Raw genomic sequence first — 26,046 nt, 5'->3', positions numbered from 1 at the left:
CGTGCGGCTGTCAGTTAGCAAGGAATCTACCGGAGAAATCATGGCATCAGTCAACAAGGTCATTCTCGTGGGCAATCTGGGCGCCGACCCGGAAACCCGCTATCTCCCGAGCGGCGACGCCGTGGCCAACATCCGTCTCGCGACGACGGACCGTTACAAGGACAAGGCTTCGGGCGAATTCAAGGAACTCACGGAGTGGCATCGCGTGGCATTCTTCGGACGGCTCGCGGAGATCGTGAACGAGTACCTGAAGAAGGGCTCGTCGGTCTATATCGAAGGGCGGATCCGCACGCGTAAGTGGACCGACCAATCGGGCCAGGAGCGCTATTCGACGGAAATCGTCGCCGATCAGATGCAGATGCTCGGCGGCCGCGGCGGCGCGGGCGGCGGTGGGGATGACGGTGGCTACAGCCGCAGCGCTCCGATGGAACGTTCCGGCGGCGGTGGACGCGCGCCTGCGGGCGGACGCGCGAGCGGCGGCGGTGGGGCGGGCGGCGCGGGCGGCGGTTCGAGCCGTCCGAGCGCACCGGCGGGCGGCGGCTTCGACGACATGGACGACGATATTCCGTTCTGACGATCACGCGACAAATTCGCACATCGCACGATGGGCCTCGGCTGTGACAGCGCGAGGCCCTTTTTTTGTTCCGGCGAGGCGCTTTCTGAATTATGGCGCGCGCCCACCTTTTTTCATCGGCCCATATTAATCTCTCGGAATCGCAGGGATGAATCGGCGCTTCGATTTGAGCCAAAAGGCACTCGAAAGCTAATCGGATTTTTCTTATGGTGTACTAAGTATTAGCATTCTACTTTCTACATAATTATTCAAGAGATAAAAGGCAGTATTCATTTGCTTGATGTCAAGGGTAAGTATTCTCCCCGGCGAACTGGTTCCTGGATTTTAGGCAGCGAAAACCCGAAAACCTAGGAAAATAACTCGCTCTCGAGCTTCGATTAGCATTAGTTCGACGAGTGCCCTTGATCTTCAAACAAATTCAATCAAGACAAAACAATATAACTGGGGGTCCTCTTGAAGCTTCGAATAGTACTGGCCGACGATCATCCTTTCGTTCTACTTGGAATGAAGGCGCTCTTTGCGGCCGACGATGGAATGGAAGTCGTTGGCGAAGCGAATAACGCTAGCGCCTTGTTGGCCGAGCTCGCCATCAAACCCTGCGATATTCTCGTAACGGACTTCGCCATGCCCGAGCCGGGTATCGATGCGAATGACGGGCTCCGTCTCATCCGCAAGGTGCGTCAGGAATTTTCCGATATCAGCATCGTCGTGCTCACCAGTGTGAGCAACGTCGCGATCCTGCGCTCGATTTTGAACGCCGGCGCAATGAGCCTCGTCAACAAGGCCGAGCCTATCGAGCTTGTAGGGACCGCCGTGCGGCATGCGAGTGTCGGCCGGCGTTTTGTGAGTGCGTCGTTTCTCGCCGCGCTCGCCGAAGCAGGCGCCGAGGCGGACTTCTCCGCGGAAGAGCCACGGCTGTCTCCGCGGGAAATCGAAGTCGTCCGATTGTTTGCCAAGGGACATTCGATCACGGAGATCGCGAAGGAACTCGAGCGCGACGTCCGCACGATCAGCCGACAGAAGCGCGATGCAATGAATAAGCTCGGTGTAAAAAACGATCCCGGGCTGTTCGCATTTGTGCGCGCCCGCGGACTGGGCTGATTCCACATTACTATTTCATTTCGGATGCATCTTATGTATCTCGGTGTTTCGGTGCCCGATGCTTGTAATTCATTTTTGGATGCGGATTCAGGTCCGCTAGACGTGAAGGGGTTTGGGTCGATGGAGTTCGGGAATGGGAGCCAAGTGTTCTCGCACGCTAAACGCATAAGGCTGGGGATAGCGGATGATCATCCCCTCGTCATTCTTGCGATTGAGAGGCTTGCGGGAAATTTTCCCAATGTCGAGGTGGTGAGTCGAAGCGCGAATTCGACGCAACTCGAAGAGTCGCTCGCAAGGGGCGAGTGCGACGTTGCGATCATCGATTTCTTCATGCCGGGCGGGCGCCACGGCGACGGAATCGAGTTGATCCAGCATCTGGCAGCCCATTATCCGCATGTTCGCATCGTCGTCCTTACCCGCAGTGACGACGCATTAATCGTCAAACAAGCGTTGGAAGCGGGAGCCCACGCGTTTCTCAGCAAAGAGGACCGTCTCGATCTGATCTACGTCGCCATTGTCTCGGTAATGGCGAACGAGACCTACCTCGGGCCTGCGATACGGCGCACGCTGGCACTAGCGGACGCGGAAAGTCACGTGCGGTTCATTCGCCAGAGACTCACGAGCCGCGAACTCGACGTCATCGAGCGCTATGCACGAGGCGCAAATGTCACCGAAATCGCAAAGGGGCTGCAGCGCAGCGTGAAAACAATCAGCGCGCAGAAGTGCGCAGCCATGCGGAAGCTGGATCTGTCGACCGATGCCGACTTGTACCGATTCATCGCGGATAGTGGCCTGATCTAGTCGGCTCCCGCAGCGCACGAATCAAATTCATCGAAAGCCCGGCGCGGAGACAGCGCTCAGTCGACGTGCGACTGAAGCGTCAGGGCAATCTCAACAAAACGCATAAGAAGAATGAGAAAAAAAACGCCGTTACGAGCGATCGTCGCGGACGACCATCCGGTCGTCGTCAAAGGAGTGCAAAGCTTTCTGGAACGAGACGGGTCCGTGCGAGTCGTCGCGACAGCGCGGGACACAATGGAACTCGCCGAGGCGGTCGATGCGACGCCGTGCGATTTCGTCTTTTCGGACATCGGCATGCGCGGCATCGATGGCGAGAGCAGTTCGATCGCCTTTCTAAGGCGCTTGTTTTGGCAAGAAAGCCGGCCGAAGGTCATCGTGCTCACGATGATCTGTCAGACGCGCATGCTCGCCGGTCTCGTCCAGCTCGGCGTGGAAGGCGTGATCGACAAGCGCGACGGGCTCGAACACCTGAGTGACGCGATATTCGTGGCAGAAGCGGGCGGCTGCTTTCTTTCGCCGTCAGTCGAGGAGGCGGTCAGTCATCTACCCCCTACCTCGCCAGCCCGCGCTGGCGTGCTGAGCCCGCGCGAATGGGAAGTGTTCCAGCTCTATGCCAAAGGTCTTCTCGTTCAAGAGATTGCGGATCACTTCGGGCGCAGTCGCAAGACGATCGCCACGCAAAAGCGCAGCGGCATGCGCAAGCTGGGACTCGAAAGTGAAACGGAGCTGGTTGCTTATCTGCAACAGGTCGGATTGATCTGAATCAGCGTGGTCCGTCAGCCGTGCCTAATTTCAGAGGAAATTGGGAGCGTTCCGATTCGAACCCGAGGCGTTGCGGATCAGACTCGAGACATTTGCTCTACAGGCAAGCATGAAGCGCAGGACGTCCAGCCGTCACGAGCGGCAAGTCGGCGTCCTCGCGGCCTTGCTCAGCCGGCGATGCAACTGTAGTTGCAGGCGTCGGCCCGCATCCGAGGGCTTCGAATTGAGATCACTGTTCGCGCGTTGGTTGATTCTTCTCTGCCTGACCGCGCCATCTTTCAGCCAGGCGGCCGAGCCGGTCAGTCACTCCGGCGTTCCGCATCCAACCGCTGACGTCCACACCGATACGAAGGACGCAGCCGACGTATTCAAGCTCGATGAATCGGAGCGCAGTTACCTGCGCACGTTGAAGCCGATCGTGGTCGGCGTGATTCGCGCATCCGGCGATGCCTCTTTGGAGGCGCCGGAAGTGGCGTTTGCGAAAATCGAAAGGTCGCTCGGCGTTACGTTCGAACCGAGGCGCTTCATCGATTGGGCGAGGGCGGCCGCGGCGTTTCAGCGCGGCGAGATCGACATGATCGTGGCCCCGAGCGCGCCAGGACGGCTGAATTACGACATGCACGCCGAACTTCAGCCACTCGATCTGCTGATCCGGCGGGCGGTTGCGCAGGCGGACGAGGCTCAATCGCCGGTTACGCCTGCCTGGAACGTTACTGCGTTGCGCCTGCTGCCGGTGCTCATCGCCTTTGCCGCTGTGCTGTTCGTGACGCTTCGTGCGCTTGTCCGACTGCAACAGGAGATGACCCGTCGAATGGAGACGGAGCAGCGGCTCGGCACCCAGCTCAGTTTTCAGCAGACGATGATGGAAGTGGTTCCCTATCCGCTCGTCGCAAAGGACATGGAAAACCGCTATATCGCGGTGAACCGTGCGTTCGAGGACGCGCTCGGCATTCAACGCGACGACATTCTTGGCCGTACGAGTCTCGAAGTGTCGCCATGGGGCGCGGAGCACAGCCGCGTGCTGCACGACCTGGCGAGCGTGACCCTGGCCACCGGCGAGCGGCAGGAGGTCGAAGTGGAATTCCTCGACAACGAGAACCACTCGCGCCACGGCCTTTTCTGGACGGGCGCCTTCACGGCGTCGAATGGCGAACGGGCGGGCGTCGTCGGCACGATGATCGACATCACAGACATTCGCGATGCCGAAACTCGCGCGCGGCAGACCGAGCGCCGCCTTCACGACGTCACCCGCTCGCTGCCGGCGGTCGTATTCCAGCTGCGCCGCGCGAACGACGGCACATACAGTCTTCCCTATATCGACGGCGATACTCGACAATTGCTCGGTCTGGATGTGGTCGCGCTGGCTGACGATCCGATTCATGCACTGACGCACGTCCACGCCGAGGACAGCCCTCGTCTGCTCGTAGAGATCGAGACGTCGGCGCGCACGCTCGAGCCGTTGCATACGGAGTTCCGCTCGACCATCGCAGGGGTAACTCGCTGGATCCGCGCGGACCTCGTCGCGCACCGCGACGACGACGGCGCCGTGGTCTGGAGCGGCTACTGGGCCGACGCCAGCGTGGAGCATGCCCGCGCGGAAGAGCTTGCGCGCGCGCGCGATACCGCCGAGGCCGCATCGCGCGCGAAAGACAATTTCCTGGCAATGATGAGCCACGAAATCCGCACGCCGATGAACGGCGTCCTCGGGCTCGTCGAAGTGCTCGAGAATACACCGCTCAATCCCGATCAATCGCAGATGCTCGGCATGATCCAGGACTCCGCGAGCGCGCTTCTGCAGATTCTCGATGATCTCCTTGACTATTCGAAGATCGAGGCCGGCCGCCTGACGATCGAGAAGACATCGATCGATCTTCGCGAACTGGTGGATAACGCCGTCGGCCTGCTCGCCGGGCGCGCGCATGAAAAGGGCCTGCGCGTGCGCGTCGACGTGGCGCCGGAAGTGGCGGCGATCGTCCGGGGCGACAGCGTGCGCCTCAGGCAGATCCTCTTCAACCTGATGAGCAACGCGATCAAGTTCACGATTAAAGGCGAGGTCGCGCTTCATGTGCGCGCGGTCGAGCAACGCAAGTCGGTGCAGGTGATCGAACTGTGCGTGCAGGATACCGGGATCGGCATCGCGCCCGAGGCCCAGCAGAGCCTGTTCGAGCCGTTCGTGCAGGCTGAGACGTCCACGACGCGCCGCTTCGGCGGCACGGGGCTCGGATTGACGATCTGCAATCGCCTGGTCGAACTGATGGGTGGCACGATGAGTCTCAGGAGCGAGATCGGCGTCGGAACGGCCATGACTGTGCGTATGACGATGCCCGTCGAGAGATTCAACTACCAGATCGAGGGGCTGCGCGGCAAGCGAGGCATCGTCGCAATCGACGACGACCGTGTGGGGGCTGCGCTCATGCATTATGGCGATGCGCTTGGTCTCGAATTACAGCGCTTTGCACCTGCCGAGCTTGCGCAGTCGGCGCCGGAACTGCTGGATGATATCGACATCGTTTTCCTGGGCGATGCGCACAAGCGCGCTGTGTCGGCGGGGTCGTGCGTCATCCACCTGACCGAGAAGCCCAAGCCGACTGGATACCGCATTCTGGAGAACGACATCCGCGTGAGCGTCAATCCGATCTCATGGCACGGACTCATGGCGGCGTGCGTTGCTGCAATGACCGGCATGCCGCAGATCGCATCGGGCGCCGCGCTTCTGCACGAGACGAAGATGGCTGCGCCGGACCGCGAAGACGCCCTGCGCAGCGGCAAGCTCGTGCTCGTGGCGGAAGATCATCCGGTCAACCAGGAACTGATCCGTCATCAGCTTTCGTTGCTCGGATTCGCGTGCGACGTCGTGCACGATGGCGCCGAGGCGCTCGTGGCGCTCGCGGATACACGCTATGGCTTCCTGATCACCGATTGTCACATGCCGCACGTCACCGGGTACGAGCTCGCCCGCCGTATTCGAGCCGACGAAGCCGGCACGGCGCGTCGTCTGCCGATTCTCGGCATCACGGCGAGCACCGCCCCCGACGAGTTGCGCAGGTGCCGCGAGGCGGGCATGGACGACTGTCTCGTGAAGCCCACCCGGCTTGCCATGTTGCGCGAGCATCTGAACCGCTGGTGGGCCGCCGCTAGCGCGATACCCGATCTCGACGCGCATGCATCGCAAGTCATCGCTGCGCAGCCACGCGACGATGACGAACTCGATCTGAGCGCCATGGCGCAACTGTGGGGCAGCGAAGCGACAGTGAAGGCCTTGCTGGATGCGTTCGTATCGTCGTTCCGCGAGGACCTCGTCGCGCTTCGGCACCTGCTCGATCGCGGCACCGTCGATGATCTGCGGGAATGGCACCATCGTGTCGTCGGGGCCGCGAGCGTATTGCAGTATCGACCATTGCTCACCGCGCTCGAGCAGTTCCGACGCGACCTGCATGTCAAGACCCGGGACGCGCGTCGCCGCGAAGGGCTTGCGCTGATCGAGCGCTGCGAGCAGCTTGTCGAGCGCATCGACGCGCAAGGCGCAACGATGCTTTGACGAACGCGGCGCGGCCGCGCTTATTCGGGCAATACTGCGAGGTTCGCGTCGACGAATTCGCGTTCGCGGAAATAGGCCAGCGCGAAATCCACGAAGGAGCGCGTCTTGGCCGAGACGTGTCGGCGTCCGGGGTAGACGATCGACACTTCCTTGTCGGCGTCCTTGAGCGTAAAGCCCGGCAGCAAGCGCACGAGTGATCCGGAATCGAGGTCCTGCGCCACGTAGTTCCGCGGCAGCACCGCGATTCCCATTCCGGAAAGGACCGCCTGTCGCAGCATGTGCGAGCTGTTCACGCTGTATGCGGGATCGAGGACCACACTTTCCGGCGCGCCCGAAGGTCCGATGAAGGACCACGTCGATCCGTGTATGTCCGCGGACGGCGCGAGAAATTCATGAACCGTCAGGGAGGCGGGTCGGGCCGGCGTGCCGCGCCGCGAGACATACGCGGGCGATGCGACGAGCACCGGCTCGACCCTGACCAGAGGTCGGTTGATCAGCATGCCGCTGTTGACTAGATGCGGCACGACGATGCCGACGTCGAAGCCTTCCGCGACGAGATCGACCGGACGATGCAGCAGCGTGAGGCGCAGCTTCACGTTCGGATAGCGCGCGCGAAACGCGCACAGCATCGGCGTGAGTCCGAGCAACGAAAACGACGCCGATGCTACGAGCTTCAGCGTGCCCGACGGATCCACCGAACTGTTCGCCACCGATGCCTCGATGCTCTCGACCTGTTCGATGACCGCGCGGCAGCCTTCGGCATAGGCGTGGCCCGCTTCGGTCAGCGAGACGCTGCGGGTCGTCCGGTTCAATAGGCGCGTGTTGAGATGCGCCTCCAGCAGCGAGACGTAGCGCGTGATAACGGCGTTGGAGAGATCGAGCGCGGCGGCGGCACGGCCGAATGACCCGGTTTCCGCCACCTTCAGAAAGACGCGCATCGCCTGGAGTTGGTTCATGGATAGAGCGATGTGAGAAGCGCTCGTGGAACGCTCCGTGTGTACGAATCGATGCGAGCGGCTGGAGCGCCGTTTCGCGTGCGCGATCTTAGAACGCGAGACGGCGCTCAGGAATAAGAGCGTTCTGATCCAAGGCAGATGTCTTAACGTGACCACTGTCGCATGCGCGCAACTCTGGTGTTTCGACGCAGTTGGCCAGCGCGAACAAGGTGTTCTGTAAGTCCAAGCGGGCTAAGCGTTTACGCATATTGAAATTCCATTTTTCGAATTATTCGAAAAGGTTTTTGTGATTGCCTTTTCGGTTTCTCAAAAAGACCGGGCCATAAACTTCGACGTGCCGACTATCGGTGCTGAGCCAAGCGAGCAAAGAGGCAAGTCCGCGCTTGACAGACGTTCGGCCTGAAGCAACCCATCGAGTCTGATGACTCTAAAAGGAATACGCATGAAAAAGAATCTGATCGTAACGGCCATCGCAGCTTTGGCCGCATCGTTCGCAACCGCTGCGAGCGCACAGAGCAGCGTCACGCTGTATGGCTTGGTCGACGCAGGTCTGACGTACGTCAACAACGTGCAGAACCATACCGGTGAAGGCGAGAAGGCGAGTTCGTGGGGCGTGACGAGCGGCAACCTCAACATGAGCCGTTGGGGCCTGCGCGGCGCTGAAGATCTCGGCGGCGGCATGAAGGCGATCTTCACGTTGGAGAACGGCTTCAACCTGGCGAACGGTCAGACGGTTGGCGGCAATGGCTTCGGCCGCCAGGCTTTCGTTGGTCTGTCGACGAACGACGGCACGTTGACCCTCGGTCATCAGACTGATTCCGTGACCGACTACCTCGGCCCGCTGAGCGCGACCGGCACTTGGGGTGGCACGTACTTCGCGCTTCCGGGCAATCTGGATAACCTGAACGGCGATGCCTTCCGCGAAAACAATTCGGTCAAGTTCCAGAGCGCCAATTACGCTGGTTTCTCGTTCAGCGGCCTGTACGGCTTCTCGAACGCGGCAGGCAGCTTCGCGGCGAACCGCGCGTACAGCATCGGCGCGGGCTACACGAACGGCGGCCTGAAGTTCGGCGCAGCTTACATGCAAGCGAACGGCATCGGCAGCAACAACGTCGGCGCGATCACTGCAGATCCGTACGCGACGATCGGTAGCCGCATTGGTGACATTCGTCAACGCACGTTCGGCGCCGGCGGCAGCTACGCGATGGGCCCGGCAACGGTCGGCCTGCTGTGGACGCAGACCCGTCAGGATTCGAACACGTTCAACGCCGCTTCGAACATCGTCAACAATTACGAAGTCAACGGCCGTTACGCGGTCACGCCGGCGCTGTCGGTGGGCGCCGCTTACACGTTCACGAACGCCAAGTTCAACGATACGTTCGAACCGACCCGCGTCCGCTACCTCCAGTTCGGCCTGCAGACGGACTACGCTCTGTCGAAGCGCACGGACATCTATGCTGAAGGCGTGATGCAGATCGCGAGCGGTCTGCCGGCAGGTCAGTACCCGGTCGCCGGCATCAGCGGCGCGGGCGACGTGTCGTCGAGCAGCCGTCAGGTTCTCCTGTCGACGGGTATCCGTCACCGCTTCTAAAGCGGCCTGAGCAGTACCAGGCTGTCGTAGCTAGCTAGAAAAGGGCGCCGCAAGGCGCCCTTTTCGCATTGGCGCTCAATTTCTGCAAAGCGAAATGCACCCCGCATTCCGATGCTCTACCATGGCGATGCGGCCGTCGCCACGAGAGACGATCTGTCCGCCAAACAGGAGAGCAACGATGATCTCGACATGCAGACCACATGTCCGCTGGATGGCTGTTCTGACGCTCACGCTTCTGGCATCGGGGGCCGCGCACGCCGATACCGTCGCGCTGAAGGCGAACCTCCAGCCTTCGAGCGAAGTCCCGCCGCGCGTGAGCAAGGGCCACGGCACACTCGAAGCAAGCTTCGACACCGATACCAAAGTCTTCAGTTGGACCGCCACCTACGATGAGTTGTCCGGCCCGGTAACGATGGCTCATTTCCACGGTCCCGCGCCGGTCGGCCAGAACGCGAAGGTGCAAGTACCTGTCGACAAGAAAACGCTCGCGAGCCCGATGAAAGGACAAGCGACGCTTACCGATCAACAGGTGACCGACCTTATGGCGGGCCAGTGGTATTTCAACGTCCACACGCAGGAGAACCCGACCGGCGAGATACGCGGTCAGGTGATGCCCGCGAACTGAACCAGGTCGACGAGACCGATCGGCGATGAGCTGGCAAAGCGCCCTGGCGTGCTGGTCCGTGCGCAAGCGCGTGCGTCCGCACTCCGCGAAGCCGGAACTCGATGTCGAGTTGGCGCGTGCTTATACGTCTCGCCGGATCTGGTCGCCGAGGGTGCCGAAGGGCTGGCGACTCGATGTCCGCGATTCCGGCGACGAATGGCTGATTCCTGACACCGCGCCGCGTGCGACCATTCTCTATCTTCACGGCGGCGGCTATTACTTCTGCTCGCCGCGCAGTCATCGGGCGATCACGTTTGGGCTGGCCACTCGAGCGAACGCGCGCGCTATCTCGCTCGACTATCGCCTTGCACCCGAACATCGTTTCCCCGCGGCGCTGGAGGACAGCGTCGCCGCATACCGCCGCCTGCTCGGCGATGACGTTCCCGCGCGATCGATCGTCATCGCGGGCGATTCGGCCGGCGGCGGGCTCGCGCTCGCGACGCTTCTCGCGTTGCGCGACGCCGGCGATCCGTTGCCCGCCGCCGCGGTCCTGTTCTCGCCATGGACCGATCTCACCTGCAGCGGCGACTCGATGCGAACCAACGACGGCCGCGACCCGATGTATCACGCGTCCGTGTTTCCGCTCGTGGCCGCGCAGTACCTCGGCGCAGCCGATGCGCGCAGTCCGTACGCGTCGCCGTTGTTCGGCGAGTTCGAAGGCTTGCCGCCGCTTCTGATTCAGGTCGGTGACACGGAACTGCTACTCGACGATTCGACTCGCGTGGCGACGAAAGCGCGCGCGGCGGGCGTGCGCGTGGAACTGGATATCTGGCGCAACGTCCCGCACATCTTCCAGGTGTGGGCGCCGTTCATGCCCGAAGCGCGCAAGGCGCTCACGCGCGCCGCGGCATTCATCGAGGCGTCGACAGGCGCGTCGCGGACTCACCTTCCGCCCATCACCTCGATCGTCTGATACGCGCGCTCGACCGCCGACGGGCCATAACGCCGCTCGAGCCTGCGCACGGTGAAATGGCCGTGCGCCATCTGCTGGAAGTGATCGATGAACACCGTGTTGACCATCGCGCCGAGCACCGCGCCGATCGCGGGAATCGACTTCGCGGCAACTTGCTCGCTGACCTGCACCGAGAACCGCGAAGCGATGGTCTGCAGGAACTTGAGCAGCGCCGCCGATCCATGGCTGCCCAGTCCTTTCGCGGCGATGTCGTGGGTTGCGCGCGAAACCGACTGCGCGAGCGCGCCGCGCACGATGAAGTAGCCGAGATCGGCGTTGTCGTCGCTGGCATTGGTGCCGCCCATGCCCAGCACCATCATGCATTGCAGTTGCGTCTCCACGCGATGCACGTCTTCGCCTTCGCTGCGTGCGATGTCGCAGATCGAGCGGAACATCAGTGTCGTCGTGACGGGCAATTCCACCGGGAGCGCGAAGAGACCGAACGCGCCGCCCGCCGCGCCGGTCGTCGCGACGGCGAGCTTGTGCATCAGGTTGTGCGGCTTGTCGGGCGGCGGCGCGAGCAGCGAATCCGAAGGCGCGCTCTTGCCGAGCGTGCGCAGCGCGACTTGTAGGCATTTCTTCAGCGCGAGCTGCGTCGCCTCGTCGACTTTCTCTTGAGCTGCGGCCGGCATGCGGTTCATCAGCTTCTCGATGGGCGCGCCGACGACGCTCGCGAGCTTCATCGTCAGGGACGGGCTTTCCAGCGCTTCCTTCGCGCGGGCAAGGGCCGCGAAGTCTTCGGGTGTGAGCGGCGAGGTGATGATCGGCGTCGGTTCCATGCGATGTTTTCGGTCCGGAAAAGGGGGAGTTTCCACGCAGATTAGAGTGTGCGACCGTGCTATGATTCCATTTCCGTTGACTAGTCAATCATTGCGCTTACAAAAGATGGCCGTTCACACAGCCGCGCATCATTCCAGCGGACAGGTTCTGCCGTTCCGCGAATCCCTCATGGCGATGCTGGGCGTCTCGTTCGTCACGATGCTCGTCGCGCTCGACCAAACCGTGGTCGGCACCGCGCTGCCGACTATCGTCGCCGAACTCAAGGGCTTCGATCTCTACGCCTGGGTCGCCACTTCCTATCTTCTGACTTCCGTGATCACCGTGCCGATTTTCGGGCGGCTCGGCGATTACTACGGGCGCAAGCCGTTCGTGATCGCGTCGATCGTCGTGTTCACGGTCGCGTCCGTGCTGTGCGGGCTCGCCAACAGCATGATGTTCCTCGTGCTCGCGCGCGGGTTGCAGGGCATCGGCGGCGGGATGCTCGTCGGCACGGCGTTCGCGTGCATTGCCGATCTCTTTCCGGATAACGTCGTGCGCCTGCGCTGGCAAGTGCTGATGAGTTCAGCGTTCGGCATTGCCAATGCGGTGGGGCCGTCGCTCGGGGGCTTTCTCACGCAATACTACGGCTGGCGTTCGGTGTTCTACGTCAACTTGCCGGTGGGCATCGTCTCGCTCTTTTTCGTGTGGCGCTTTCTGCCGCATCTGCGCCATGTCGCGCACGAAGGCAAGATGCGTCTCGACTGGCCCGGCGCCGTGCTGATCGCCGTCGCGCTCGGGGCGCTGCAATTGTTCGTCGAAATGCTGCCGAAGCATGGCGTCAGCGTCGAAAACGCCGCGCTGCTCGCGATGAGCATCGCCGCCGGCTTCGCGCTTTGGAAGTGGGAAAAGCGCTGCGATTACGCGATCCTGCCCGTCGACATGTTCCGCAACAAGGCGCTCGCCGCGCTCTTCACGCTCGCGATTCTCGGCGGCTTCACGATGTTCTCGCTGCTTTTCTACGCCCCGCTGCTGTTCCAGGGCGGCTTCGGCATGTCGCCGAAGGACGCGGGCATGATGATCACGCCGCTCGTCGTGTTCATCACGATCGGCAGTATCGTGAACGGGCGCATCGTGACGCGGTTGAAGAACGCCAATCTGATGCTGTATGTGGGCTTCGCGCTGCTCGCGGTGTCGTGCCTGGGCGTCGTCGTCGCCACGCACAACATGCCGCGCGCGCTGCTGCTCGTGATCATGCTGCTCGGCGGACTCGGTCTCGGCTTCGTCATGCCGAACCTCACCGTGTTCGCGCAGCAGACGGCGGGGCGCGCACATCTGGGCATCGCGACCGCGTTGCTGCAATCGCTGCGCATGATCGGCGGGATGATCGGCACGGCGCTCACCGGCACGCTCGTGAGCCATCTCTACGCGAGCGGCGTGAATCTCGCGCTCGAAAAGGATCACGCGATGCATTGGTCCGCCGATCTCTCCGATCCGCAAATCCTCATCAACCGTGAAGGGCAGCAGGCGCTGCTCTCGCAACTGGCGGCCGCGGGCCATGATGGCGCGATACTGCTCGAAGCGGCGCGCGAGGCGCTCGTCGCCGCGATTCATATCGGCCTTGCGCTGGCGGCGGTGGTCGCGGTGGTGTCGTTGTGGCAGTCGCGCCGCGTGCCGCCCGTGCGGCTGAAAGGGCCGCAAGAGCCGGTCATCATGGCCGAATGATTACGGGAATCGAAAGCATGAATGAACAGGACCGTATCGCCGTCGTGCAGCAGTTCGGGCGCACGTATCGCGCGTTCATGTCGGCGTTCGAGACGGCCGTCGGACAGCCGATGCCACGCTGGCGCATCCTGCTTGCGCTGCACGAGCACGCGGGCGTGCTGTCGCAGAAGAAGCTCGTCGAGCGTTTGAAGGTCGATCCGGGCGCGCTGACGCGTCAATTGAAGACGCTGGAAGGTCTCGGCTGGATCGTGCGCAGCGTCGATGCGCGCGACAACCGCGTATCGAACGTCGCATTGACGGTGCAAGGGCGCGGGATCGCCGAAGAAGGCCTGCCGCGGCGCAATGCGTTCCTGCACGACACGATGGCCTCGCTGCCCGACGAGGCCATCGAGGCCTTGTCGAGCGCGCTTCACATGTTCGAGGGGCGCATTCAGGAAGTCGCGGCCGCCAATGCCGCACAAGCGGCCGCCATCGAAGAAAAGGCTTAGAAGAACGTTTCGATCACTTCGGTGACGCGATACTTCGGATCGACGACGAGAATCTGACGCCACTTGTCGAACGTGAGGCACGGGTGCGAGATGTCGAACGCGATCATGTCGCCGACCTTCACGTCGTCGCCCGGCTTGATGCGCAGATACGCGTGCTGATCCATCAGGCCGAAAATTTCCCAGCCTTCGTCCGGCGACACATCGCGCGGCGCTTCGTTGCCCGGACGATAATGCTTCGCCGGCTCCGGCATGCCCGCATCGAATGCGGAGTCGCGCTTGCCGAGCCCGATGATCGCGCGGTCCGGCTCCGGAATCGACTGCACGTATGCCCACAATTGCAGCGCCGGCTTCAGGCCCTGGCCCATCTTCTTCGCGATCGGATTGCGCGCGAAAATCTCGTTCTGCGCCTTCTTGTAGATGCCCACGTCATGCGTCAGATAGCAGCCCGGACGCAGCACGACTTCGATCGCATCGCTATTGGCCTTCGCGAATTCGTCGGCGACGACGTCATACCACGCCGAACCCGCGCCGGAGAGAATCGCCGGCTTGCGCGCGATCTTGCCTTCGGCGATCAGCTTGCGCGTGATACCCACCGCGCTCTGCAAAAACTCGCGAACCTTCGTTTCGTCCTGCAGCACGCCTTCATACAGTTCGATGCCCGCAAGCTCGATCGTGCCCTGCCAGCGGGCGATCGCGGCGAGCACGGCGTCGCGCTGCGCGTCGTCGCGCACGCCGGTGCGTCCGCCCGGCACGCCCAGTTCGATCAGCACGTTCAGCTTCTTGCGAACCGAGCTGAAAAATTCGCCGAGCTGATCGACGCCATCGGCCGAATCGACCAGACAGAAGAACTCGAAGTTCGGATCGGTGAGCAACTCGGCGATCATGCCCATGTTGCGTTTGCCGACGAGCTGATTCGCCATCAGGATGCGATGCACGCCGCCGCGATACGCCGCGCGCACCTGATGCGCGGTCGCGAGCGTGATGCCCCACGCGCCGGTGTCGAGCTGACGGCGAAAGAGTTGCGGCGCCATGGTCGTCTTGCCGTGCGGCGCGAGCTTCACGCCGTACTCGCCGACGAACGCCTGCATCCACTTCAGATTGTGTTCGATGCGATCGGAATAGAGCACGGCGGCGGGCAGGCTCACGTCCTCTTCGAGCAGATTCCATTGCAGGCGCGACGCGTCGTTCAACTGGATGCTCGTGCCCGGCACCATGCCGAGACCCTTGCCGAACGGGTCGATCGTCGCGTTCTGATAGTTTGTAACTTTCATGTGCTGCTACTCCATCGTCCGTTTAAATAAACCTCGTGCGCGATCCGATGCGCCTCAAGGTTGACGGTGCTATGTTAACCAAAGTAGCATCCGTGATGGAAATGTTATTTAGTAACACAGGCATCTCGTAAACCCGCACATCGACCATGAACGCCCACGCCGACTCGCTCAGCTTCGACATCGTCGCGCGCATCGCGGAGCGCGCGCCGGAATTGCGCAGCGCCGAACGCAAAGTCGCCGCGCTTATTCTCGACGACCTGACGAGCGCGTCACGCGCGAGCATCGGCGCGCTGGCGGAAAAGGCCGACGTGAGCGTCGCCACCGTGACGCGTTTCGCGAAAGCGGTCGGTTGCGAGGACGTGCGCGAACTGAAGCTGCGGCTTGCGCAGGCGGCCGCGGTCGGGCAGCGTTTTCTCCAGCGCGAGCCGGATTCAGTGCCCGATTCGCTTGCCGCGCGCATCTTCGACGAAGTGCAGACGACGCTCGCGCAGAATCAGGGCGCCCTCGCCGCCGCGCCGATCGCCGAGGCCGCCGATGCGCTCGCCGCGGCGTCGATGATCTATGTGTTCGGCATGGGCGGCGGCTCGACCGCGCTCGCCGACGAAATGCGCTTTCGCCTCGTGCGGCTCGGCCGGCCGGTGGCGTCGTATCAGGACGGGCTGTTGCAGCGCATGGTCGCGTCGACGTTGTCGAAGGAGCAGATCGTCGTCGCGCTGTCGGTGACGGGCCAGACGCCGGAAATCGTCGAGAGCTGCCGGATCGCGAGGCAATACGGTGCGCGTGTCATCGCGCTGACCGCGCCGGCGTCGCCGCTCGGCGCGCTCGCGGACTGGCTGATTCCGGTCATCGCGATCGAAACGGACTTTATCTACAAACCGTCGTCGTCGCGCTACGCGATGATGATGGCGCTCGATTTGCTCGTCACCGAACTGGCCGTGAAGCAGGCCGATCACAGCCGCGAACTGTTGCGCCGCATGAAGCACGCGCTCGATTCGCATCGCGGCGGCGGCGAGCGTCAACCCCTGGGAGACTGAACATGGAAAAAGCCGACACGCTGATCATCGGCGCGCGCGTGATCGATGGCACGGGCGCGCCTGCGGCCGAGCGCGATGTCGCGGTGCGCGACGGTCGCATCGCAGCGATCGTTGCGCCCGGCGGCCTCGCGGACTGGACCGCCGATAACGTGTTCGACGCGCAAGGGAAAGTGCTCGCGCCCGGTTTCATCGACGTCCACACGCACGACGATACGCACGTCATCCGCTCGCCGCAGATGATGCCGAAGATCACGCAGGGCGTGACGACGGTGATCGTCGGCAATTGCGGAATCAGCGCGTCGCCGGTCACGCTCAAAGGCGATCCGCCCGACCCGATGAACCTGCTCGGCGACGCCGCCGCGTTCAAATATCCGACCTTCGCGGCCTACGTCGATGCCGTCAACGCCGCGCGCCCGTCGGTGAATGTCGGCGCGCTGATCGGGCATACGGCGCTGCGCAACAATCATATGGACCGGCTGGATCGCGCTGCATCGGACGATGAAGTCGCGGGCATGCGCGCGCAACTCGAAGAGGCGCTGGACAACGGCGCGCTGGGTTTATCGAGCGGATTGGCGTATGGATCGGCGTTCAACGCGCCGCCGGAAGAAGTGCAGGCGCTCGCCGAGCCGCTCGCCAAGGCCGGCGCGCTTTACACGACGCACATGCGCACCGAGTTCGACGCCATTCTCGACGCGATGGAAGAGGCGTACCGCGTTGGGCGACATGCGCGCGTGCCGGTGGTGATTTCGCATCTGAAATGCGCGGGGCCGTCGAACTGGGGACGCAGCGTGGAAGTGCTGAAGTCGATCGAAACCACGCGCGAAGGTCAGCCGATCGGTTGCGATTGCTATCCGTACAACCGCAGTTCATCGACGCTGGATCTGAAGCAGGTGACGGGCGATATCGACATCACCATTACGTGGTCGACGCCGCATCCGGAAATGGCGGGCAAGCTGATCCGCGAAGTCGCCGATGAATGGAGCGTGACGCAACAGGAAGCGGCGAAGCGTTTGCAACCGGCGGGCGCGGTGTATCACAACATGTCGGAAGACGATGTGCGGCGCATCCTGTCGCATCCCGCGACGATGGTCGGCTCCGATGGCTTGCCGAACGATCCGCTGCCGCATCCGCGTTTGTGGGGCGCGTTTCCGCGCGTGCTCGGCCACTATGCGCGCGATGAAGGCGTGCTGACGCTCGAAGAAGCCGTGCGCAAGATGACGAGTCTGACCGCGCGCCGCTTCAGTCTGAGCGAGCGCGGCGAGGTGAAGGTGGGCTTCCACGCGGATCTCGTCGTATTCGATCCCGAACGCGTCCGCGATGCCGCGACCTTCGCGCAGCCGCAGCAGGCGGCGGACGGCATCGACGCGGTGTGGGTGAATGGCGTGCTGACGTATCGCGAGCAGGCCGTGACCGGCGCGCGCGCGGGACGTTTCGTGGCGCGCGGGTCCGCATCGAAACTCGATGCGCAGGGCGCGTTTTAAAACTTATTGCGATTGAAAAAGGAGTGGGAAAGATGAAGCGTTATGGCGTGGAAGGTGGCAAGGGACAAGGCGGCGCGCATATGCCGTTCGCACGCGCGGTCGAGGCGGATGGCTGGCTGTTCGTATCCGGCCAGACGCCGATGGAAGACGGCGAAGTGATCAACGGCGGCATCGTCGAGCAATCGCACAAGACGATTCAGAACGTGATCGCGATTCTGAAGGAAGCGGGTTACGGCACGGAACACGTCGTGCGCTGCGGCGTGTGGCTGGATGATCCGCGCGATTTCGCATCGTTCAACAAGGTGTTCAAGGAGTACTTCGGCGCGAATCCGCCGGCGCGCGCGTGCGTGGTGTCGTCGATGGTGATCGACTGTAAGGTCGAGGTGGATTGCGTGGCTTATAAGAAGCCTTCCGCGTGATGATGCCTGCGGCTTCGCTTGCCCGAAGCGAAGCCGCATCGTCATTTACTGCCGCGCCAACCTCGCGTTATCCGGCATCGGCAAATTGAAGTTCGTTCTGAACGGGTTGATATCCAGCCCGCCGCGCCGCGTATAGCGGGCATACACCGCGAGCCGCTCCGGTTTGCACTCACGCATGATGTCCATGAAAATGCGCTCGACGCATTGCTCATGAAAGCCCGTATGCTCGCGGAACGACACGATATACCGCAGCAATCCCGCGTGATCGATCTGTCCGCCGTAATAGCGAATCTGCACGCTGCCCCAGTCCGGCTGGCCCGTCACCGGGCAATTCGATTTCAACAGATTCGAGAACAGCGTCTCATCGACAGGCGCTTCGTCGTGCGTCGCCTTCAATAGCGAAGGATCGGGCGAGAACACTTCGCAATCGAGATCGAGGCGGTCCAGAGAAAGCCCGTCGAACTCTTCCATCTGAAGCTTCTGGAAATCCGCGGGCGCGGCCAATTGAACGGAAACCGTCGCGCCACACACCGCCGACACATCGCGCTTGATCGCGGCGCGCACATCGTCGATCGAATCGAACTGCGTCTGCGCGAACGAGCCGAGATACAGCTTGAACGACTTCGACTCCACGATATTCGGCGAATCCGCCGGCACGAAGAACGTCGCGACCGCGATCTGCGGCTTGCCGCGCCGGTTCAGCCACGAAAGCTCGTAAGCGTTCCAGATATCGGTGCCGAAGAACGGCAGCCGCGCGGGCACGGCTATCGCGTCGCGTGCGCGCTTGCGGTCGATCGGGAACAGCAGCGATGCATCGTACTGTTCGGTGTAGTGGACGGGCTTGCCGAGCGGAGATTGATCGGGTGTCATGATGCGTTCGCAATGCCGCTGAGAACGTGCCCGGCCGGACTGATGCCGCGAGCCGATTCACAGTGGCGAATTTGATCGTCGAAGAAAAAGTCGGGCTCGAATTCGCGCAGGAATTCGCCCTTGTCGAGTCCGCCGAGAAACATCGCTTCGTCGATATCGATGTCCCACGCCATCAGCGTCCGGATCGCGCGCTCGTGCGCGGGAGCGGAGCGCGCGGTGACGAGCGCGGTGCGGATGTGCATCGGTTGATCGTCGTGATCGTCCGCGATGCGCTGCAGCTTGTTCAACGCGGCGAGCAGCGGTTTCAACGGGCCGCCCGGAAGCGGCGAGCCGCGCTTGCCGGTTTCATGATCGACGAAAGCCGTCAGACCGTCGCTCTGAAAGATGCGTTCGGCTTCATCGGAGAAGAGCACGGCGTCGCCGTCGAACGCGATGCGGATTTCGTCCGCGTACCGGCTCGCCGCGCCCAACGTTTCGGGCAGCACGCGCGCGGCGGGAAAACCGGCGGCGAGGGCATCGCGGACATCGTCCGGATTCGCCGATAAAAACAGCGACGCGCGCAACGGCTTCAGATACGCAAACGGCGAACGCCCGCGCGTGAACACGCCGCGCTCGATCGCAAGACCGTGTTCGCGGCACGAATGAAACGCGCGCAAACCGCTGATCGGATCGCTGCGCGACAGAATCACCACTTCCACGCGCTGTTCCTGCGCATTGAGCGCGAGCAGCTTGCGGATCAGGCCGAACGCCACGCCCGGTTTCGCGGGCGTTTCCAGCCGCGAGCGTTGCAGCGCTTCGTATTGCGCGAGATCGCCGGTCTCGAAGACGCGGTTCTCTTCCTCGAAGTCGAACAGCGCGCGCGACGAAATCGCGACGACGAGCTTGTCTTCGAGCGTGAACTTCGGCATTAGACCACTCAGGCGAGGAACAGCTTGTAGACCGGATTCGCGCCTTCGTCCCACCACGGATAGCCGAGCGTCGCGAGGAAGCGCTCGAACTCCGCGTTGTCCGACTGCGGCACCTGAATGCCGACGAGAATCGAGCTGTAATCCGCGCCCTGATTCCGATAATGGAACAGGCTGATGTTCCAGTCCGGCGCCATCGACGAGAGGAACTTCATCAGCGCGCCCGGGCGCTCCGGGAACTCGAAGCGCAACAGACGCTCGTCGCGCGCGAGCGGCGAATGGCCGCCGACCATATAGCGGATGTGCTGCTTCGAGAGTTCATCGTGCGAGAGATCGACGGTCGCGAAACCATGCTCGATGAACGCCGACATCATCTGCGCCGTTTCCTTGCGCGACTTGATCTGCACGCCGACGAAGATATGCGCGGCCTTTTCATCCGCGATGCGATAGTTGAACTCGGTCACGCTGCGTGTGCCGACGAGCTCGCAGAAGCGCCTGAAGCTGCCGCGCTCTTCAGGGATCGTCACGGCGAACACGGCCTCGCGCGCCTCGCCGACTTCCGCGCGCTCCGCGACGAAACGCATGCGGTCGAAGTTCATGTTCGCGCCCGATGTCACCGCGATCAGCGTCTTGCCTTCGATGCCCTCGCGCTCGGCATACAGCTTCGCGCCCGCGACGGCGAGTGAACCGGCGGGTTCGAGCACCGAGCGCGTGTCCTGAAACACGTCCTTGATCGCGGCGCAGAGCGCGTCGGTATCGACGGTGACGACTTCATCCAGCAGTTCGTTGCACAGCCGGAACGTTTCCTCGCCGACGAGCTTCACCGCCGTGCCGTCCGAGAACAGGCCGACTTCGCTCAACGTGACGCGCTCGCCTGCCTTGATCGATTGCGCCATTGCGCAGGAATCCTCGGTCTGCACACCGATCACCTTGATCTCCGGCCGCACCGCCTTGATGTACGCCGCGACGCCCGCCGCGAGCCCGCCGCCGCCGATCGGGCAGAAGATCGCGTGAATCGGACCCTGATGCTGGCGCAGGATTTCCATCGCGACGGTGCCCTGGCCCGCGATCACGTCGGGGTCATCGAACGGATGGACGAAGGTCAGGCCGCGCTCTTCCTGAAGCTGCACGGCGCGCGCGTAGGCGTCGCTGTACGACTCGCCCGCGAGCACCACTTCGACCGTCGGGCCGCCGTGCGCGCGGATTGCGTCGATCTTCACTTGCGGCGTGGTCGTGGGCACGGCGATGACCGCGCGGCAGCCGAGCCGCGCCGCCGACAGCGCCACGCCCTGCGCGTGATTGCCCGCCGACGCCGTGATCACGCCGCGCGCGAGCACGTCGGCGGGCAGGTTCGCCATCTTGTTGTAGGCGCCCCGAATCTTGAACGAGAAAACCGGCTGGTTGTCCTCGCGCTTGAGGAACACGGAGTTGCGCAGGCGCGCCGACAGGTTGCGGGCGGGTTCGAGTTCGCTTTCGCGCGCAACGTCATACACACGCGCGGTCAGCACTTTTTTCAGGTAGTCGGGATGTGTCATGCGAGGAATCGTCACGCGGCAACGGCGCGCGCGGTTTTTGAGGGCGAAAGCATCAATGATAGCGCCATCCGCGCGTCATCCGGGCGCGCCATGCGTTTCTACCGGCCGGACGGTCGTGCAAAACAGCGTCGAAAATGCCGTAAACGTGTCGCGAATATGCACGCAAAAGCCCCTTCTGCCTGCTAGCGCCCGCGAACGCGGGCCACCGCGATGGGTTAGAATTTCTTTTTACGAATCAGCAATCAGGATCGGCAGATGCACCGGCAGCTTCGGATCGATTTTCTGGCGCATGTCTCCCGCGAGTCGCATCCCGCGGCGGAAAAGCATGCGCGCCACGCGCGATCGTGGCGTTGATCCCGGGCACACCGAAGGCGTCGTGATGATTTCCGCCTCGCAGAGTTTCGCGCAGAGCGGTCCGGCGGCCTTCGCCAAGATAAGTCTCATTCGAAAATTTGCGCCCCCACGCGCATCGTCGGCGTTTCCGCTTTCTTAGCGCACCCGCCGGCACACCGAACCGTCGAACATGAACGCACCTCAAGCCTTCGATCCGAACGGCGCCCACGCCGCCTTGGCGCTCGATACCGAGCCCCGTCTGCGCGAAATTCCCTATAACTACACGTCGTTCTCCGATCGTGAAATCGTCATGCGGCTCCTGGGCGACGAAGCCTGGGCCGTGCTCGACGAACTGCGCAACGAGCGCCGCACCGGCCGCTCGGCACGGATGCTGTATGAAGTGCTCGGCGACATCTGGGTCGTGCGCCGCAATCCGTATCTGCAGGACGACCTGCTCGACAATCCGAAGCGCCGCGCGCTTCTGGTGGAAGCGCTGAATCACCGTCTCACGGAAATCGAAAAGCGCCGCAGCGCCGATCTCTCCGCGCACAGTGCCGAAGCCGGCAGCCGCGAGCGCGCCGAGCGCGTGCAGCTGCTGATCACCGCCGCGCGCCGCGCCGTCGATGATTTCGCCGCCGAGTTCGGCAGCATGGCCGACTTGCGCCGCCGCGCATCGCGCGTGCTCGGCAAACAGACGCAGAAGGACAACATCAAGTTCGACGGCCTGTCGCGCGTCTCGCACGTCACCGACGCGACCGACTGGCGCGTCGAATATCCGTTCGTCGTGCTGACGCCGGATAGCGAAGCCGAGATCGCGGGTCTCATCAAGGCGTGCTTCGAGCTCGGACTCACCGTGATCCCGCGCGGAGGCGGCACGGGTTATACCGGCGGCGCGATTCCGCTCACGCCGTTCTCCGCCGTCATCAACACGGAAAAGCTGGAGCAGCTCGGTCCCGTCGAGATGACGGATCTGCCGGGCGTCGATCATAAAGTCGCGACGATCTTCTCCGGCGCGGGCGTCGTCACGCGGCGCGTGACCGAGGCGGCGGAACAGGCGGGCTTCGTCTTCGCCGTCGATCCGACTTCGCTCGATGCATCGTGCGTCGGCGGCAATGTCGCGATGAACGCGGGCGGCAAGAAAGCGGTGTTGTGGGGCACGGCGCTCGACAATCTCGCGTGGTGGCGCATGGTCGATCCCGAAGGCAACTGGCTCGAAATCACGCGTCTCGATCACAACTGCGGCAAGATTCACGACGTCGAAGTGGCGCGTTTCCGTCTCGACTGGTTCGACGGCAACCGCGCGCCCGGCGAAAAGCTGATCCGCTCGGAAAACCTCGACATCGCCGGCCGCACGTTCCGCAAGGAAGGGCTCGGCAAGGACGTCACCGATAAATTCCTCGCCGGCCTGCCCGGTGTGCAGAAGGAAGGCTGCGACGGTCTCATCACGTCGGCGCGCTGGATTCTGCACAAGATGCCTGCGCACACGCGCACCGTCTGCCTCGAATTCTTCGGCCAGGCGCGCGACGCGATTCCGAGCATCGTCGAGATCAAGGACTATCTGTTCGAAACGTCGAAGCAGGGCGGTGCGATTCTCGCCGGTCTCGAGCACCTCGACGAGCGCTATCTGCGCGCGGTCGGCTACGCGACCAAGAGCAAGCGCAACGCGTTTCCTAAGATGGTGCTGATCGGCGATATCGTCGGCAATGACGCCGATGCCGTCGCTTCCGCAGCATCCGAAGTCGTGCGCATGGCGAACGGCAAGAGCGGCGAAGGCTTTGTCGCGGTGAACGCCGAGGCGCGCAAACGCTTCTGGCTCGACCGCTCGCGCACCGCCGCGATCGCGAAGCACACGAACGCGTTCAAGATCAACGAAGACGTCGTGATTCCGCTCAATCGCATGGGCGAATACACGGACGGCATCGAGCGCATCAACATCGAGCTGTCCATCAAGAACAAGCTGCAACTCGTCGATGCGCTCGAAGCGTTCTTCCGCACCGGCAAGCTGCCGCTCGGCAAGACCGACGACGCCAACGAAATCCCCAGCGCCGAACTGCTCGAAGATCGCGTGCAGCAGGCGCTCGATCTGTTGAAGCGCGTGCGCGAGCGCTGGACGTTCGTCGGTGACAAGCTCGACATGTCCTTGCGCGAGGCGCAGCACTATCTCGTCAATCTCGGCTACGAGGCGCTTGCGGAGAAGTTCGCGGATCGCGTCGATATTCAGCCGGACGCCAACGTGTTCCACGTCGCGCAAGACCGCACGGTGCGCATTTCGTGGAAGCAGGAGATTCGCGCGGAACTGCGGCAGATCTTCAACGGCGGCGAATTCAAGCCGATCCTCGACGAAGCGCAGGCCATTCACAAGCAGGTGCTGCGCGGGCGCGTGTTCGTCGCGCTGCACATGCACGCGGGCGATGGCAACGTGCACACGAACATCCCCGTCAACTCCGACAACTACGAGATGCTGCAGGACGCGCATCACGCGGTCGCGCGCATCATGAAGCTCGCGCGTTCGCTCGATGGCGTGATCTCGGGCGAGCATGGCATCGGCATCACGAAGCTGGAGTTTCTGACCGAAGACGAAATCGGCGATTTCCGCGCGTACAAGCAGCGCGTCGATCCGCACGGGCGCTTCAACAAGGGCAAGCTGTTCGAAGGCGCCGACCTGCGCAACGCGTACACGCCGTCGTTCGGGCTGATGGGCTACGAGTCGATCATCATGCAGCAGTCGGATATCGGCGCGATCTCCGATTCCATCAAGGACTGCCTGCGCTGCGGCAAGTGCAAGCCGGTCTGCGCGACGCACGTGCCGCGCGCGAACCTGCTGTACAGCCCGCGCAACAAGATTCTCGCCACGTCGCTGCTGGTCGAAGCGTTCCTGTACGAAGAGCAGACGCGTCGCGGCGTGTCGATCAAGCACTGGGACGAATTCAACGACGTCGCCGATCATTGCACCGTCTGTCACAAGTGCGTGACGCCGTGCCCGGTGAAGATCGATTTCGGCGATGTGTCGATGAACATGCGCAACCTCCTGCGCAAGATGGGCAAGAAGAAGTTCAACGCGGGCAACGCGGCAGGCATGTTCTTCCTGAACGCGACGAATCCGCAGACGATCAATCTCGCGCGCAACGTGATGATGGATTTCGGCTACAAGGCCCAGCGTTTCGGCAACGATGTGCTGAAGAAAATCGTCAGGAAGCAGACGGCCCAGCCGCCCGCGACGGTCGGCAAGCCGCCGGTCGTGACGCAGGTGATCCACTTCGTCAACAAGAAGATGCCGGGCAATCTGCCGAAGAAAACGGCGCGCGCGCTGCTGGATATCGAGGACAACAAGATCGTTCCGATCATCCGCAATCCGGCGACGACCACCGTCGATTCGGAAGCGGTGTTCTACTTCCCCGGCTGCGGCTCGGAGCGCCTGTTCTCGCAAGTCGGTCTCGCGACGCAAGCCATGTTGTGGGAAGCGGGGGTGCAGACCGTGCTGCCGCCGGGCTATCTGTGCTGCGGCTATCCGCAGCGCGGCTCGGGCCAGTACGACAAGGCCGAGAAGATCGTCACGGACAATCGCGTGCTGTTCCACCGCGTCGCGAATACCCTAAACTATCTCGATATCAAGACCGTGGTCGTATCGTGCGGCACCTGCTACGACCAGCTCGCGGGCTATGAATTCGAGAAGATCTTCCCGGGCTGCCGGATCATCGACATTCACGAGTTCCTGCTCGAGAAGAACATCAAGCTCGATGGCGTGAAGGGCACGCGCTACATGTATCACGACCCGTGTCACTCGCCGATCAAGACGATGGACCCGGTCAAGCTCGTCAACGAGCTGATGGGTTCTGAACGAGACGGCTACAAGATCGAAAAGAACGATCGATGCTGCGGCGAATCGGGCACGCTCGCGGTCACGCGCCCGGACATCTCCACGCAAGTGCGTTTCCGCAAGGAAGAGGAGATTCGCAAGGGCGCGGCCAAACTGCGTGGCATTCCGCTCGTCGCGGAAGCGGGCGCGAACGCCATCAACATGGCGAACGCCGCGGCCGGCGCGGCGGGCGCGCAGCCCGGCTCGGTGCTCAAGGCCGGCGACGGTCCTCAGCCCAACGGCGCGGACGTGAAAATCCTCACGAGCTGCCCGTCCTGCCTGCAAGGTCTCTCGCGCTACAACGAGGACGCCAACATCGAGGCGGACTATATCGTCGTGGAAATCGCCCGCAAGGTGCTCGGCGAAAACTGGATGGAACAGTACGTCGAACGCGCGAACAATGGCGGTATCGAGCGCGTGCTGGTGTAATAGCG

At 62.7% G+C, this 26,046-nt stretch carries 21 protein-coding genes; 14 read left to right on the top strand and 7 right to left on the bottom strand.

What is annotated here, in order from left to right:
• The first annotated feature begins 40 nt into the window (after positions 1 to 40).
• The 5 genes from AWB78_RS17475 (at position 41) to AWB78_RS17455 (ending at position 6,776) form a co-directional block, all read left to right on the top strand.
• The gene (locus AWB78_RS17475; RefSeq protein WP_062606394.1) at positions 41 to 574 is read left to right on the top strand and encodes a single-stranded DNA-binding protein; all 534 of its coding nucleotides are present in this window, start codon (positions 41 to 43) and stop codon (positions 572 to 574) included.
• A 453-nt stretch (positions 575 to 1,027) separates the two neighbouring features.
• Positions 1,028 to 1,675: a response regulator gene (locus tag AWB78_RS17470; RefSeq protein WP_074173469.1), complete on the top strand. Its 648-nt coding sequence runs from the start codon at positions 1,028 to 1,030 to the stop codon at positions 1,673 to 1,675.
• Between the two features lie 33 nt (positions 1,676 to 1,708).
• Positions 1,709 to 2,476 (top strand): response regulator, encoded by a 768-nt coding sequence (locus AWB78_RS17465; protein ID WP_232477736.1) that lies wholly within the window; start codon positions 1,709 to 1,711, stop codon positions 2,474 to 2,476.
• Between the two features lie 111 nt (positions 2,477 to 2,587).
• A complete protein-coding gene (locus AWB78_RS17460) occupies positions 2,588 to 3,238 on the top strand; it encodes a response regulator (RefSeq protein ID WP_062606391.1) in 651 nt (216 codons plus the stop codon).
• 247 nt (positions 3,239 to 3,485) lie between these two features.
• Positions 3,486 to 6,776, top strand: a complete 3,291-nt coding sequence (locus AWB78_RS17455) for a PAS domain-containing hybrid sensor histidine kinase/response regulator (protein ID WP_232477735.1) — start codon at positions 3,486 to 3,488, stop codon at positions 6,774 to 6,776.
• A gap of 20 nt (positions 6,777 to 6,796) precedes the next feature.
• Here the strand turns inward: AWB78_RS17455 and AWB78_RS17450 are convergent, their stop codons facing one another.
• On the bottom strand, positions 6,797 to 7,732 hold the full coding sequence (locus AWB78_RS17450) for a LysR family transcriptional regulator (protein ID WP_062606389.1): 936 nt from the start codon (positions 7,730 to 7,732) through the stop codon (positions 6,797 to 6,799).
• A gap of 442 nt (positions 7,733 to 8,174) precedes the next feature.
• Between AWB78_RS17450 and AWB78_RS17445 the strand changes: the two genes are divergently transcribed.
• The 3 genes from AWB78_RS17445 (at position 8,175) to AWB78_RS17435 (ending at position 10,900) form a co-directional block, all read left to right on the top strand.
• Positions 8,175 to 9,323, top strand: coding sequence for a porin (locus tag AWB78_RS17445; protein WP_062606387.1), 1,149 nt, complete (start codon positions 8,175 to 8,177; stop codon positions 9,321 to 9,323).
• 211 nt (positions 9,324 to 9,534) lie between these two features.
• Positions 9,535 to 9,948 carry a CHRD domain-containing protein gene (locus tag AWB78_RS17440; RefSeq protein ID WP_374729476.1) on the top strand — a complete coding sequence of 138 codons (414 nt, stop codon included), beginning with the start codon at positions 9,535 to 9,537 and terminating at the stop codon, positions 9,946 to 9,948.
• 25 nt (positions 9,949 to 9,973) lie between these two features.
• Positions 9,974 to 10,900 (top strand): alpha/beta hydrolase, encoded by a 927-nt coding sequence (locus tag AWB78_RS17435; protein ID WP_062606384.1) that lies wholly within the window; start codon positions 9,974 to 9,976, stop codon positions 10,898 to 10,900.
• On the opposite strand, the gene AWB78_RS17430 is transcribed toward AWB78_RS17435, so the two are convergent.
• Positions 10,870 to 11,718, bottom strand: a complete 849-nt coding sequence (locus AWB78_RS17430) for an EcsC family protein (protein ID WP_062606382.1) — start codon at positions 11,716 to 11,718, stop codon at positions 10,870 to 10,872. The genes AWB78_RS17435 and AWB78_RS17430 overlap by 31 nt on opposite strands.
• A gap of 106 nt (positions 11,719 to 11,824) precedes the next feature.
• Between AWB78_RS17430 and AWB78_RS17425 the strand changes: the two genes are divergently transcribed.
• Both AWB78_RS17425 and AWB78_RS17420 read left to right on the top strand, forming a co-directional pair.
• Positions 11,825 to 13,420 (top strand): MFS transporter, encoded by a 1,596-nt coding sequence (locus tag AWB78_RS17425; RefSeq protein ID WP_062606381.1) that lies wholly within the window; start codon positions 11,825 to 11,827, stop codon positions 13,418 to 13,420.
• Between the two features lie 17 nt (positions 13,421 to 13,437).
• Complete coding sequence (locus AWB78_RS17420) at positions 13,438 to 13,908, top strand: MarR family winged helix-turn-helix transcriptional regulator (protein ID WP_062606567.1); 471 nt, start codon at positions 13,438 to 13,440, stop codon at positions 13,906 to 13,908.
• Here the strand turns inward: AWB78_RS17420 and AWB78_RS17415 are convergent.
• Positions 13,905 to 15,179 (bottom strand): amino acid deaminase, encoded by a 1,275-nt coding sequence (locus AWB78_RS17415; RefSeq protein ID WP_062606379.1) that lies wholly within the window; start codon positions 15,177 to 15,179, stop codon positions 13,905 to 13,907. The two genes, AWB78_RS17420 and AWB78_RS17415, sit on opposite strands and share 4 nt — an antisense overlap.
• Before the next feature lie 146 nt (positions 15,180 to 15,325).
• On the opposite strand from AWB78_RS17415, the gene AWB78_RS17410 reads away from it, so the two are divergent.
• The 3 genes from AWB78_RS17410 to AWB78_RS17400 are packed head-to-tail and all read left to right on the top strand — an operon-like array spanning position 15,326 to position 18,113.
• On the top strand, positions 15,326 to 16,213 hold the full coding sequence (locus AWB78_RS17410) for a MurR/RpiR family transcriptional regulator (RefSeq protein ID WP_062606377.1): 888 nt from the start codon (positions 15,326 to 15,328) through the stop codon (positions 16,211 to 16,213).
• Positions 16,214 to 16,215: 2 nt separating this feature from the next.
• The gene (locus AWB78_RS17405) at positions 16,216 to 17,694 is read left to right on the top strand and encodes an N-acyl-D-amino-acid deacylase family protein (RefSeq protein ID WP_062606376.1); all 1,479 of its coding nucleotides are present in this window, start codon (positions 16,216 to 16,218) and stop codon (positions 17,692 to 17,694) included.
• Positions 17,695 to 17,726: 32 nt separating this feature from the next.
• The gene (locus tag AWB78_RS17400; protein ID WP_062606374.1) at positions 17,727 to 18,113 is read left to right on the top strand and encodes a RidA family protein; all 387 of its coding nucleotides are present in this window, start codon (positions 17,727 to 17,729) and stop codon (positions 18,111 to 18,113) included.
• Between the two features lie 45 nt (positions 18,114 to 18,158).
• On the opposite strand, the gene queF is transcribed toward AWB78_RS17400, so the two are convergent.
• The 4 genes from queF to AWB78_RS17380 all read right to left on the bottom strand — a co-directional run bounded on the left by queF (position 18,159) and on the right by AWB78_RS17380 (position 21,867).
• Entirely contained in the window at positions 18,159 to 18,983 is an 825-nt protein-coding gene (gene queF, locus AWB78_RS17395) for an NADPH-dependent 7-cyano-7-deazaguanine reductase QueF (RefSeq protein WP_062606372.1), read from the bottom strand.
• Entirely contained in the window at positions 18,980 to 19,891 is a 912-nt protein-coding gene (locus AWB78_RS17390) for a 5'-nucleotidase (RefSeq protein WP_062606370.1), read from the bottom strand. Before AWB78_RS17390 ends, queF begins: the two co-directional genes overlap by 4 nt.
• A gap of 8 nt (positions 19,892 to 19,899) precedes the next feature.
• The gene (gene ilvA / locus AWB78_RS17385) at positions 19,900 to 21,423 is read right to left on the bottom strand and encodes a threonine ammonia-lyase, biosynthetic (protein ID WP_062606368.1); all 1,524 of its coding nucleotides are present in this window, start codon (positions 21,421 to 21,423) and stop codon (positions 19,900 to 19,902) included.
• Positions 21,424 to 21,651: 228 nt separating this feature from the next.
• Positions 21,652 to 21,867: a hypothetical protein gene (locus AWB78_RS17380; RefSeq protein ID WP_198399291.1), complete on the bottom strand. Its 216-nt coding sequence runs from the start codon at positions 21,865 to 21,867 to the stop codon at positions 21,652 to 21,654.
• Positions 21,868 to 21,946: 79 nt separating this feature from the next.
• On the opposite strand from AWB78_RS17380, the gene AWB78_RS17375 reads away from it, so the two are divergent.
• Entirely contained in the window at positions 21,947 to 26,041 is a 4,095-nt protein-coding gene (locus tag AWB78_RS17375; RefSeq protein ID WP_062606363.1) for a DUF3683 domain-containing protein, read from the top strand.
• Positions 26,042 to 26,046 lie beyond the last annotated feature (5 nt).

Origin of the sequence: Caballeronia calidae (assembly GCF_900044055.2) — a bacterium.
GTDB lineage: Bacteria > Pseudomonadota > Gammaproteobacteria > Burkholderiales > Burkholderiaceae > Caballeronia > Caballeronia calidae.
This window is presented reverse-complemented; position numbering and strand designations above follow the sequence as displayed.

Bases quoted from the DNA above. Each gene is read 5' to 3' on its own strand.
- AWB78_RS17475 (WP_062606394.1), top strand. From the start codon at position 41: ATGGCATCAGTCAACAAGGTCATTCTCGTGGGCAATCTGGGCGCCGAC.
- AWB78_RS17430 (WP_062606382.1), bottom strand. From the start codon at position 11,718: ATGGAACCGACGCCGATCATCACCTCGCCGCTCACACCCGAAGACTTC.
- AWB78_RS17400 (WP_062606374.1), top strand. From the start codon at position 17,727: ATGAAGCGTTATGGCGTGGAAGGTGGCAAGGGACAAGGCGGCGCGCAT.
- AWB78_RS17425 (WP_062606381.1), top strand. From the start codon at position 11,825: ATGGCCGTTCACACAGCCGCGCATCATTCCAGCGGACAGGTTCTGCCG.
- AWB78_RS17435 (WP_062606384.1), top strand. From the start codon at position 9,974: ATGAGCTGGCAAAGCGCCCTGGCGTGCTGGTCCGTGCGCAAGCGCGTG.
- AWB78_RS17420 (WP_062606567.1), top strand. From the start codon at position 13,438: ATGAATGAACAGGACCGTATCGCCGTCGTGCAGCAGTTCGGGCGCACG.
- queF (WP_062606372.1), bottom strand. From the start codon at position 18,983: ATGACACCCGATCAATCTCCGCTCGGCAAGCCCGTCCACTACACCGAA.
- AWB78_RS17460 (WP_062606391.1), top strand. From the start codon at position 2,588: ATGAGAAAAAAAACGCCGTTACGAGCGATCGTCGCGGACGACCATCCG.
- AWB78_RS17450 (WP_062606389.1), bottom strand. From the start codon at position 7,732: ATGAACCAACTCCAGGCGATGCGCGTCTTTCTGAAGGTGGCGGAAACC.
- AWB78_RS17390 (WP_062606370.1), bottom strand. From the start codon at position 19,891: ATGCCGAAGTTCACGCTCGAAGACAAGCTCGTCGTCGCGATTTCGTCG.
- AWB78_RS17465 (WP_232477736.1), top strand. From the start codon at position 1,709: ATGTATCTCGGTGTTTCGGTGCCCGATGCTTGTAATTCATTTTTGGAT.
- AWB78_RS17375 (WP_062606363.1), top strand. From the start codon at position 21,947: ATGAACGCACCTCAAGCCTTCGATCCGAACGGCGCCCACGCCGCCTTG.
- AWB78_RS17380 (WP_198399291.1), bottom strand. From the start codon at position 21,867: ATGAGACTTATCTTGGCGAAGGCCGCCGGACCGCTCTGCGCGAAACTC.
- AWB78_RS17410 (WP_062606377.1), top strand. From the start codon at position 15,326: ATGAACGCCCACGCCGACTCGCTCAGCTTCGACATCGTCGCGCGCATC.
- AWB78_RS17405 (WP_062606376.1), top strand. From the start codon at position 16,216: ATGGAAAAAGCCGACACGCTGATCATCGGCGCGCGCGTGATCGATGGC.
- AWB78_RS17415 (WP_062606379.1), bottom strand. From the start codon at position 15,179: ATGAAAGTTACAAACTATCAGAACGCGACGATCGACCCGTTCGGCAAG.
- ilvA (WP_062606368.1), bottom strand. From the start codon at position 21,423: ATGACACATCCCGACTACCTGAAAAAAGTGCTGACCGCGCGTGTGTAT.
- AWB78_RS17440 (WP_374729476.1), top strand. From the start codon at position 9,535: ATGGCTGTTCTGACGCTCACGCTTCTGGCATCGGGGGCCGCGCACGCC.
- AWB78_RS17445 (WP_062606387.1), top strand. From the start codon at position 8,175: ATGAAAAAGAATCTGATCGTAACGGCCATCGCAGCTTTGGCCGCATCG.